We start from the raw sequence: 10596 nt of genomic DNA, 5'->3' as shown, positions 1-10596 counted from the left end.
TAATAATTCATTCAAACAGGATGTTAAACCTATGTTATGTTGGTTTATTTTCACTAATTCTATACGTGAATCCAAATCACACCAAGCTTTAATTTTTGATACAGAATCATCAGTTGAGTTATCATCAATAATCTTTATTTTAAATTCTCGATATGTTTGATTTAATAAACTTTCTAAACACTCATCAATTTTATCCGCAACGTTGTAAGTTGACATAATTACAGTGACTCTAGCATTTATGATAACCACACTCCATCTGATATCATGTTCTTATTGTGCTTATTTATAGTTAAAGCAACTTTAATATTTTCAAAATATCCTTATTCTTTAAAAATTCAAAGTCTTTTTAAACTTCCCCATTTGTTAATTTGTTTTTTATAAAGTCGAGTTATTTACACTATTTTTTGTTTTTTCTCCACTAGGTGTTCCTTCTCTTATCCCCTTGGATTTAAGTACAATAATTATCGATATCAAAAATATTTTTAAATCCAATACAAATGTACAGTTGTTTGCATAATAACCATCAAGTCTTGCTTTCTCCTCAACTGTAATTATATCCCTTCCATTTATTTGCGCTAGGCCAGTAAGTCCAGGTTTTATACTATATACCCCAAGTCTATCACGTTCAATATACAGTAGTTCCTCATTTCTAATTACTGGACGAGGTCCAATAATACTCATTTCTCCTTTAATAATATTTATTATTTGTGGTAGTTCATCAAGACTTGTCCTACGCAAAAAGCTTCCTAATTTCGTTATATATTGTTGAGGGTTTTCTAACATAAACGTCGGCATATCTTTCGGAGCATCTACCTTCATTGTTCTGAACTTTAAAATATAAAATTCTTTTTTATCTCTTCCAACACGTAATTGTCTAAATAAGACAGGTCCTTTCGAATCTAGTTTGATGCAAATAATAATTATAAGAAATAAAGGAAATAATATTATTAGTGCTAATACTGCTAAAACAATATCAATCAATCTTTTAATAAAACTTTTATATAGCAAATTTCATCACCACCACATATCAGAATTAGCAATTATTAATTTCACTTGATTAAGTCAAATTTCTCTGATTCGACTAATTTTTCCATTAACAAAAAAAGATTATTTCTTAGTGCTGGATCTTGTAATGCAAATTCTATTGTGGTTTGAATGAAACCAAATTTTTCTCCTACATCGTACCTTTTTCCTTCAAAATTATAAGCAAACACGCGTTGAATCTCATTCAACTTTTGTATTGCATCTGTTAATTGTATTTCTCCACCTGCACCTAATTCTTGCTGTTCTAAAAACAAAAAGATTTCTGGCGTTAGTATATAACGACCCATAATTGCTAGATTAGAGGGCGCAGTTCCTTGTTTTGGCTTTTCAACAAAATGTTTAACCTGATATCTTCTTCCATCTTGGGTTAGCGGATCAATTATTCCATAACGATGAGTTTCATTTTCCGATACTGTCTGTACACCGATTATCGATGATAAAGTTTTTTCATATTCATCCATTAGTTGACGTAAACAAGGAGTTCCAGCTTGTACAATATCATCACCTAGTAATACTGCAAATGGTTCTTCTCCAATGAACTTTCTTGCGCACCATACTGCATGTCCAAGTCCTTTTGGCTCTTTTTGACGAATGTAATGAATATCTACACTTGATGATTGCTGTACCTTTTCTAGTAAATCAAATTTCTTTTTTTCTATTAAATTTTGTTCAAGTTCAAAGGAGTTATCAAAGTGATCTTCAATTGCACGTTTATTTTTACCAGTTACAATAATAATATCTTCAATACCAGATTCTATTGCCTCTTCTACTATATATTGAATGGTAGGTTTATCCACAATTGGTAACATTTCCTTCGGCATCGCTTTTGTGGCAGGTAAAAATCTCGTACCTAATCCTGCTGCTGGAATAATTGCTTTTCTTACTTTTTTCATTTGTAAATTCCCCCTTATAATGTTTTAAAAAACAAAGTTGTCAAATTCATTAACTTAAAATATACCAAACAGTTTCTTTTTCTTAATTTTTTCAGGTGTGTCTTTAACAATTGTTTTTCCTTCTACTAACAATTCCGAGTTTTCTTTAAAAAAGTATTCAACACCCACATCATACTCTTTTACTAATTCACCATAAGCCTCTCTCATTCGAAAAGGTCTTGATGATAGATTATGAGAATCAGATGCAACAAAATGAGTTAGATTAGATTCAACCAATTGCATTGTAAACTTTTTAATTTTTTTACCGAAGTGACCGGTAACACTGGAAGATGTAATTTGCGTACACGCTCCATTCTTCACAAAGTTATACAATAAATCAGGATTCTCCATTATTTCACTATTCCGTTCTGGATGAACTATAACTGGCGTTAATCCATTCAACTGAATATCAAATAATAGTTGTTCTGAATATCTTGGTACATGTCCACTCGGAAACTCAACAAATAAGTATTTCCCTCCATTATTTAATGAAAGGATTTCTCCTTTGTTATAGTCCTGTAGGATTTCTCCATAGATTCTTGGTTCTTGTCCTGGTAAGATGGTTAGGGGAATTTTATGTTGAGATATCTCTTTATTTATGTTCTCAACCGCCTGTAGGATTTTCTCTTTTGAGTTTTCAAATTCTCTTTTTTTATAATGAGGAGTAGCGATGATTTTTGTAATTCCTTCTTCAGCTGCCTTCTTAGCCATTGAAATCGTTTCATCTAGGTCTTTTGCCCCATCATCAAGACATGGGAGTATGTGACAGTGTATATCAATCATAATGAATCGCACCCTCTTTCATTTCATTTTTCGACAAATTATTCTAACAAAATGCTTACAAGCGTAATAGTACCATATAAGAAATTTTAAAGAAACGGGGGAAATTTGTCGAATTGTGCCGGACAAGAAGAAAGGAAATATTTACATATATAAATACTTCCTTGTTGGACAAATTTTCCGATATTTTTTATTTAATTTTAACGATCATTTTTGACCATAATAGTAGTAATACTGGCTTTCCGTTCTCTTTTTATTATTCAACACAACACCTAAAAGCTTTGCCTTTGCATTCATTAACAATTCTTTCGCTTTTAATGCAGCATCATTTTCTGTTTTGTTACTGCTAACCACCATTACAACACCATCCGTCTTATTTGCTAGAACCTGTGCATCTGTTACAACTAACACTGGTGGTGTATCAAATATGACAATATCGAAGTGATTTTTTACTTCAGTTAGAAATTGATCCATCGCTTTGGAACCAAGTAATTCTGCTGGATTTGGTGGTATTGGTCCACAGGTTAAAGCGAATAAATTCTCTTGTTCTGTTGCCTGAACTGCATTAATTAGTGTTTCTTGTTTCGTTAATACATTTGTCAATCCTACATGATTTTCAAGTCGAAATGAGTAATGCACGGTTGGTTTTCGTAAATCAGCGTCTACTAATAATACTTTTTTACCTTGTTGTGCGAATACAATTGCAATATTATTCGTTGTTGTTGACTTTCCCTCACCTGGTCCCGATGAAGTAATCATGATTGTTCTCATTTCTTCATCAACAGTTGAAAACTCTATATTCGTACGAATTGTACGATATTGCTCTGAAATTGGTGATTTTGGATTTAACATCGTAATCAAGCTTCTATTTTGTGATTGAAATTGTTTTCGAATCGATTTCTTACGCGCCAAGAGAATCACCTCTTCCTTTAGTACGTTTTCCTATTTCAGATGCATGCTTAGTCTCTTCTTCTAGGTCAATTTGTGCAATTCCACCTAAAACTGGAAGTCCTAACAGTTTTTCTATATCCTGTTCTGTTTTAATTGTATTGTCTAGATATTCTAAAAGGAATGCTAGTCCTATACCAGCCATAAGACCAACTACAATCGCTATTGCCATGTTCAGCATCGGATTTGGTTTCACAGGCACTGGGTTTTCTAGAAGTTCAGCTGGTGATAAGATACTAACATTGTCCACATTCATAATCTTCACAATTTCTGTTTTAAATACATTTGCAGTTGTATTTGCGATATCAACTGCCATCTTTGGGTCAGTATGTTGAACCGTTACCTTCATCACCTGTGAGTTGTTTAAACTCCCAACACTAATTAAATCTCCAAGTGGTTCTGAAAGGTTTAACTCTTCCTTAACAAGATCTAAGATAGCTGGAGTCTTCATAATTTCATTGTAAGTATTAATAATTTCTAAATTTGTCCTTATATCAGATTGGTTTATATACTGCTGATCTGATGTTTTTTGATTTACCAGAATTTGTGTAGAAGATTCATAGACTGGTGTTAAAAAGAAAAAGCTTATCACTCCAACTGTTGCAACCGCAACAACGGTAATCATTATAATTAACAAAAGACGTTTTTTAATCGTCTGGAATATTTCTTTTAAACTAATTGTTTCTTCCATTTTCATCCCCCTGTTTTCTTTTGTTGCATATTCAAAGTCTATCAGTAATTATATACAAGCATTTTACAAATATCTACAAAATTAGGATAAAAAAATATTCCTATTTGTTCCTAGAGAGAGAAATTTGTCAAATACTTGAGGGAAATTGGATGAAATATGAAATCACTGGATTTTTTTAAGAACATAAAAATAGCACTCATTCAGGCATGAGTGCTGTAAGAAAGGTGGATTATTTCGATTTGGTTTTAAGCCAATGTTGTCGATACACCTCGGCTACTTGAGCAAAAGCAATCGCTGTTTTAAAATCATAAATTCCTTCTTGTTGTCTTAGTTTTTGATCTCTTTGAAATCGAAATAAAGCATCCTTAGTCCAATCGCCAAATACATCAATTTCGGCATTCTTCCACTGAGTATATCCCAAAGATGCTAAATGATAGTGAAGAACCCTCACACCTTCCCCCTTATCTCCATGCTTTAATGGCAAATCGCCCACCTCCTTATGAATTTGATAAAGGTTATATTGTTTGGCTAATCCCCCTACAATTCCTTGGGCACATTTCCTTCGGTATTCATCGTTTTTTAGTAATTCGGCTTCTACTTTGTTTGTCATAAACCCACATTCAACTAGTATCGCGGTCATCTTTGTTTCCCTTAGGATATAGAAGTTTGCTGTTTTTACTCCTCTATCTATCCTTTTTGTTTCTTTAATGACTTTCTTTTGAACTTCATGTGCCAATTCAGTTGCTTCTTTAGTTCTGCTTGTATTCGTATAGGTCTCAATCCCTGATGCATCATTCCAGGTGTCTCCAAAGGCGTTTGCATGAATCGAAACGAATACATCTACTTTCCCATCATTAGCTTTTTTCACTCTTTCATGTAATGGAGTATCTACTTTTCCAGTAGGATCATGCGTAAACAGTACTTCAGTTTTTCTATATTGCAGCAAATACTCTCGAGCATATTCGGCAACTTTACTATTAACGTCCCACTCATGCATTGATCCATCGGGTGTACGTTTCCCTGGAGTAATACCAAACCCTGCATGTCCAGCATCTATAACTATCTTCATCCTTTCACTCCTTTTTGCTTAAGATATGTTTCGACTTTTACATGTGTACAGGCATCTGTTATTTTGCACACAATTGTTATAGTCTTTTCTTATATAAATAGTGGCATAGACAAAAAAAAAGATAGCCCAATGGACTATCTCCTTATTGCGATTATTTGATTATTTGTTGAATCTTCCTTCAAAATCGAGAGTACTGCATTTTTCTAATGGAAGTTTAACTCCCTTACCTTCTGCTGCGGATTTGTAAATCGCAAGCACAAGTTCTAAAGCATCTCTTCCGTCTTTTGCTGTTACATAAGGTTCGCGATCATTTTTAATAGCGTCAATTACGTCCGTATAAAGTGGATTGTGACCAAATCCATATACACTTGGAGGATTTTCCTGGTATGTTGCTTTTACTTCTTCAGGATTGTCTTTGTTATCAGCGAAAAGCCATTCTTCAATGATATTAACTGATTTACCTCCAGCCTTAACTGTTCCACTATCACCAAATATGTAGAGTGTTTCTTCTAAGTTTGTAGGGAAAATATTTGTTGTTCCTTCAACAATCCCATAGCTTCCGTTAGAGAACTTAATTAAAGCCATACCAAGGTCTTCAGCCTCAATAAAGCCGTGTTTTAAGTTGTCAGTCATACCTACAACTTCGTCAATTTCTCCACCCATCATCCAGCGCAACAGGTCAATATTATGGATACATTGGTTCATTAATGCACCACCGTCTTGTTCCCATGTTCCACGCCAAGGAGCTTGAGTATAGTAATCTTCGCCTCGGTTCCAGCGGATATGAGCTGTACCGTGTAGAAGGCGTCCAAATCTATCGTCTTCAACCGCTTCTCTTATCTTTTGAATAGATTTATTAAAGCGGTTTTGGTGACATGCACTTACTTTTACATTTTTCTCTTTTGCTTTTTTGATGATTTCATCTGCATCTTCAAGTGAAAGTGCGATTGGTTTTTCGATGATAAGGTTCGCTCCAGCCTCGATACAGTCTAAAGCCATTTCAGCGTGCTTGCCACTTTCTGTACAAATCGCGACTAATTCTGGCTTTTCCTTTTCGAGCATTTCTTTATAATCCGTATATAAAGCTGTAGATTTTGGTAGATCAAACTTGTTCATTTTGTCTTCCATGTTTTCAGGAAGTACATCACATAAGGCAACAATTTCAAGTTCATTTTCTTGGGCAGCTGCGATATGGTTTGGAGAAATTCGTCCGCAACCAATTAATGCATATTTTAAACTCATAATGCTCCTCCTTAATAATAGAAAGGTACTAACAATCATTCGGGATCACAATTCGTTTGTAGCCCCATAATTATTCTATTATAAAAATGAATAACTGGAAAGGTTTGATATATTATATTTATAAGGATACCTTTGCTTTTGGATGTACTTTATTCATTATTCAATGGATAGTTTATCCAAGAACACAAAAATTACTTAGTGATTTATTATTTAAATAGAAGTAAACCGTCTTACATGTTTACTTTATCAATACTTATTATGTAATTCTGTTATAACCTCTTTCTTCTAATTATCCAGAAGATTGCTCCACCAATTATAACTATAGCTAATAAAGAAGAAAATACGATTTTTTCTACAAAGAAAGGTGATTTTATATTACTTTTCACTTCTGTCGAAGCAATTTTCGTGTTTGTTTTTTCACTTTTTTCTACTTCATTTTCGATTGAAGTTTCTTCTAATTCCATTTCTTTGTCTTCTTCTTTTTTAACCTCCTTGCCTTCCTCCTCTTCGACAGTCTCAGCTACCTCTTCATCCGTTACCTCTATTGACCCAGAAGAAATTGGTAAATTAGGAGTCTTAGGTTTTTGACGTTCCACAGGTGCATAAGGTTTTGGTGTAGTTGGTTTTGGCTGTGGTGTAGATTTTGGGTCAGGCTTAGGTTCTGGCTTTGGTTCTGGTGTTGGCGCAGGCTCTGGTGTCACTTCTGGTTTCGGAGCTGGCTCTTTAACTGGTGTTGGATTTGGTTTCGGAGTCGGCTCAGGATCTGGCTGTGGTTCTGGTATTGGTTCAGGTTCTGGCTGTGGTTTTGGCTCCGGTGTTGGATTTGGCTCTGGTTCTGTCTTTGGACTTGGGTCTGGCTGTGGTTCTGGTGTATTCCCTGGATTAGGATCCTGATTTAGTGGTGTTACAAGATGTATAACCATTGGTATCATCACATACCTAATAGGAGATTGTTGGTCCCCTGGCCAGAAATTATTATCCCCAATCTGTCTTCCTTCACTAAACGCTTGTTTCGGCCAACCAAACATTAAGAGTACCCCTAGTATCGTTATAGCCTTTATTAAAATACGTAATCCTTTCACTTCGTCACTTCCAATAGATTCATAGACTTTTTATATTATTTTCATATTCCAGCAAATTTTTCCTGTGCTTATTATATCGTACAAATCTATTTTTTACATAATTAGATTTAATTTTTCTTTGCTATTTTCATGTGAATTTCCGTAGGACGTCAAAGTTCAAGCTGGGATAAAACCATCGTACTCAAAGTTTAAAAGGCATAGTCCATGATTTCCTACATTTAAACGATTATAATTTTCTTAATAAACAAACTTCTAGGAAACTAAATAAGTAAAAACCTTAGCAGATTTTATTTGGTGGATCCATTTACCTGTTATCAAATTATAATCAGGGCATAAATAATAGGGAAATTAGGCTCTCCCTAAATTGTTGATTATATATCTACTTTTATCACAGATTCAGAATAATTTTAACTGCGTCAAAAACTCAACCAAGAAGAGGGACGATAATAGATACATGCACCCTCTTTCCAGAAAAAAATCAATTTAACACAATGCATCAGTTTTGGTTTGGAATTCGTCTAATAAATGTAGGGGGGAAAGTTGTGAATGGAGAAAGTGTCGAGGTAATGAGAGAGAGATCGAATGAGGAGCTTGTGAATCAGCTTTTTGACTTGTATGGAAATGATTTGAAACGAATTGCATTTATGTATGTAAATGATCTTCCCCTGTGTGAGGATATCATCCAGGACGTGTTTATTTCGTGCTATAAGAATCTGTCTACTTTTCGAAAGGAAGCGCAATACAAAACTTGGCTCATCCGCATCACCATAAATAAATGCAAGGATTACCAGAGAAAATGGAGTTTCCGAAACCTCATTTATAAGCCGCTTATGGAGCCGTTCATTCACTCCAATGAACTGGGAGCCGAGGACGTGTATGTGAAGTCATTGGAATCCAATCAAATTTTGAAGGCCATTTCCAAACTACCGGCTATTTACAAGGACAGTCTTATTCTTTATTACTATCAGGATTTTACAATTGAGGAAATTAGTCAGATTTTGAATGTGAAAGTAAACACGGTGAAATCGAGATTAGCACGAGGAAAGCAGCAGCTGAAAGAAAGGCTGCAAAAGGAAGGTGTTGAGTATGGATCAATTCGATAAAGAGATAAAAAATGAGTTGCATACCTATTTAAAGAAAGAAATAAACATAGATCAAAACGAGAAACGGAGGCTTAATGAGAGAATGTCAAGAATCAATAATAAGAAGCCGCGAAAAGTTGGTTACTTTGCGTCATTAGCTGGAGTCGTCGTTTTATTATTACTGCTTGCGACCCCAATGTTGAAGAACTTTGAAAATAGCAATCCGAATGCAGGTAACGACAAAATCAGCGAAGACCATCCTGATAAGGACAATCATTTGAATGAAAAAGAAATGCCTGTTTTTGAGGAGAAAGAGAATGATGAAAAAATTGATGAGAAAGTTGAAGAAGAAGAGGAGCCACAGGATAACACGCCTGTTGACAAGACCAACGAGAAGCCCGCTTTCGTGCCTTTAACCAGCGACAAGGCGTTTGCCATTATGGAAAGTCTGTTCACAAATGTAGAGGATCTGTTTATTCAGGCTGGTGAAAAATACAACTGGGGCTATGAACGAGATTTTGTTGAGACTGAATATGGGCCACTCGCCGAAGAATTACGCGAATTTGCTACAGAGGAGTTTGTACAAGGCCATTTGTTTGAAGTAGTAAAAGATTATTGTTTTATTGGCTGTGATGCTCGATTTTTCCCGAACTTTTATGGAACAGTGCGTCATAACCTTAGTGTAAATACAGAGGACAAAGTTACCCTTACTTTCCTTGAAGTACCGAACATGCTCCATGACGGCTTGGAGACGACCCTCTCGCTGCAAAAAGAAAGTGGAGTTTGGAAAATTGCCAGCACTGAAAGCAAGCTTATGGAATTAATTGATTACCAGATTACAAGAGAAGAAGCGGACCAGTTAATGTCCAATTATGAAGGGGCTACATTTATCAAGGAAGTGAATGGTATCCACGACAGACCATATTGGGATACTTCACAAACGATATCGACGAAGCCCTTTGATGCCACTATCTATATTTATTACGATCCGAAACAAGATATGTATTTCGGCATTTTCTCTGATGACGGGTTCCAGCTAGATGATTATATGGTTAAGGAATATTTAAAATAAGTTTTGAAACGCAAAAAGAAGTGACCTTGGGGCCACTTCTTTTTAATTGGTTTAGGTTAGGTGGTAAAGTTAGGTTTTTTTATAGCTTTGCAATATAGTTTACAGCAGCTCGCTCGTGATAATGCATCTTTGATTTAAAATCCGACTTGTTATCTTCGTCTAAACAATCCACTAACAAATTTTTGTTTTTATTATATTGCAGGCTATGCCAATAGTACTTTGCTTTGTATATAACTTTCTTCATGCATTTTCCCCTTTCGATTTTTTAAACATAAATCGACGGAGCCTCGTGTTCGGGAACTGGCTGGCATAGTCCAAAAGACCGTAGCCCCTCTAGTTTTGCGTCATCATCTTTCAATGATTTTGCCGTTTCGGACGATTTATGTATGCTTCATATTACTATAGGACAGTGTGCGAATCTATCAAAAGGGTCTTTAGACCTATTTTCATATCAAACAGTACTTTAGTAATAGAAATTTGTCGATTTTAGGCGATGAGTTAATGGAACCACGGGGACGGTTCCGCTGGTCCCAGCTCGGAAATAAGATAAGGTGGAATTGCGGCTTCCTTGATGTTATTTGCGTTTTATTTCGAGGAATTGTGCTTTAACGTGACGTAATTGCGTTTTAATTTGATGAACATGCCCCTGTCAAG

The 10596-nt window shown here is 35.1% G+C and carries 11 protein-coding genes and 1 riboswitch; of the genes, 2 read left to right on the top strand and 9 right to left on the bottom strand.

Annotated elements, in window-relative coordinates; genetic code table 11:
• The 9 genes from V7097_RS25740 to V7097_RS25700 all read right to left on the bottom strand — a co-directional run.
• Window positions 1-216 (bottom strand): glycosyltransferase family 2 protein (locus V7097_RS25740; protein ID WP_335706492.1); only part of this gene is annotated, 216 nt, incomplete at its 3' end.
• A 159-nt stretch (window positions 217-375) separates the two neighbouring features.
• On the bottom strand, window positions 376-1008 hold the full coding sequence (locus V7097_RS25735; RefSeq protein WP_335706491.1) for a sugar transferase: 633 nt from the start codon (window positions 1006-1008) through the stop codon (window positions 376-378).
• A 41-nt stretch (window positions 1009-1049) separates the two neighbouring features.
• Window positions 1050-1937, bottom strand: a complete 888-nt coding sequence (gene galU, locus V7097_RS25730) for a UTP--glucose-1-phosphate uridylyltransferase GalU (RefSeq protein ID WP_335706490.1) — start codon at window positions 1935-1937, stop codon at window positions 1050-1052.
• Between the two features lie 54 nt (window positions 1938-1991).
• Window positions 1992-2759: a tyrosine-protein phosphatase gene (locus V7097_RS25725; RefSeq protein ID WP_335706489.1), complete on the bottom strand. Its 768-nt coding sequence runs from the start codon at window positions 2757-2759 to the stop codon at window positions 1992-1994.
• A gap of 204 nt (window positions 2760-2963) precedes the next feature.
• The gene (locus V7097_RS25720) at window positions 2964-3668 is read right to left on the bottom strand and encodes a CpsD/CapB family tyrosine-protein kinase (protein ID WP_335706488.1); all 705 of its coding nucleotides are present in this window, start codon (window positions 3666-3668) and stop codon (window positions 2964-2966) included.
• Window positions 3658-4395 carry a YveK family protein gene (locus V7097_RS25715; RefSeq protein WP_335706487.1) on the bottom strand — a complete coding sequence of 246 codons (738 nt, stop codon included), beginning with the start codon at window positions 4393-4395 and terminating at the stop codon, window positions 3658-3660. Before V7097_RS25715 ends, V7097_RS25720 begins: the two co-directional genes overlap by 11 nt.
• A 229-nt stretch (window positions 4396-4624) precedes the next feature.
• Window positions 4625-5464, bottom strand: a complete 840-nt coding sequence (locus tag V7097_RS25710; RefSeq protein ID WP_335706486.1) for an N-acetylmuramoyl-L-alanine amidase — start codon at window positions 5462-5464, stop codon at window positions 4625-4627.
• A gap of 159 nt (window positions 5465-5623) precedes the next feature.
• Window positions 5624-6706 (bottom strand): Gfo/Idh/MocA family protein, encoded by a 1083-nt coding sequence (locus V7097_RS25705; protein ID WP_335706485.1) that lies wholly within the window; start codon window positions 6704-6706, stop codon window positions 5624-5626.
• 269 nt (window positions 6707-6975) lie between these two features.
• Complete coding sequence (locus V7097_RS25700) at window positions 6976-7734, bottom strand: EGFR-like transmembrane domain-containing protein (protein ID WP_335706484.1); 759 nt, start codon at window positions 7732-7734, stop codon at window positions 6976-6978.
• 596 nt (window positions 7735-8330) lie between these two features.
• On the opposite strand from V7097_RS25700, the gene V7097_RS25695 reads away from it, so the two are divergent.
• Window positions 8331-8891: a sigma-70 family RNA polymerase sigma factor gene (locus V7097_RS25695; protein WP_335706483.1), complete on the top strand. Its 561-nt coding sequence runs from the start codon at window positions 8331-8333 to the stop codon at window positions 8889-8891.
• Complete coding sequence (locus V7097_RS25690; protein ID WP_335706482.1) at window positions 8875-9942, top strand: hypothetical protein; 1068 nt, start codon at window positions 8875-8877, stop codon at window positions 9940-9942. The genes V7097_RS25695 and V7097_RS25690 overlap by 17 nt, the downstream gene beginning before the upstream one ends.
• 292 nt (window positions 9943-10234) lie before the next feature.
• A riboswitch (cyclic di-GMP riboswitch) is annotated at window positions 10235-10320 on the bottom strand.
• Window positions 10321-10596: the final 276 nt, after the last annotated feature.

The organism is Bacillus sp. JJ1562 (assembly GCF_036962705.1).
In the GTDB taxonomy this organism is placed as follows: Bacteria; Bacillota; Bacilli; order Bacillales; family Bacillaceae_L; genus Ferdinandcohnia.
The sequence above is the reverse complement of the archived record's forward strand: the minus strand, read 5'-3'. Positions and strand labels throughout refer to the sequence as shown.

What these genes read in the sequence shown, in the direction of transcription:
- galU (WP_335706490.1), bottom strand. Translation starts at nt 1,937, where the DNA reads ATGAAAAAAGTAAGAAAAGCAATTATTCCAGCAGCAGGATTAGGTACG.
- V7097_RS25725 (WP_335706489.1), bottom strand. Translation starts at nt 2,759, where the DNA reads ATGATTGATATACACTGTCACATACTCCCATGTCTTGATGATGGGGCA.
- V7097_RS25715 (WP_335706487.1), bottom strand. Translation starts at nt 4,395, where the DNA reads ATGGAAGAAACAATTAGTTTAAAAGAAATATTCCAGACGATTAAAAAA.
- V7097_RS25710 (WP_335706486.1), bottom strand. Translation starts at nt 5,464, where the DNA reads ATGAAGATAGTTATAGATGCTGGACATGCAGGGTTTGGTATTACTCCA.
- V7097_RS25705 (WP_335706485.1), bottom strand. Translation starts at nt 6,706, where the DNA reads ATGAGTTTAAAATATGCATTAATTGGTTGCGGACGAATTTCTCCAAAC.
- V7097_RS25700 (WP_335706484.1), bottom strand. Translation starts at nt 7,734, where the DNA reads ATGTTTGGTTGGCCGAAACAAGCGTTTAGTGAAGGAAGACAGATTGGG.
- V7097_RS25690 (WP_335706482.1), top strand. Translation starts at nt 8,875, where the DNA reads ATGGATCAATTCGATAAAGAGATAAAAAATGAGTTGCATACCTATTTA.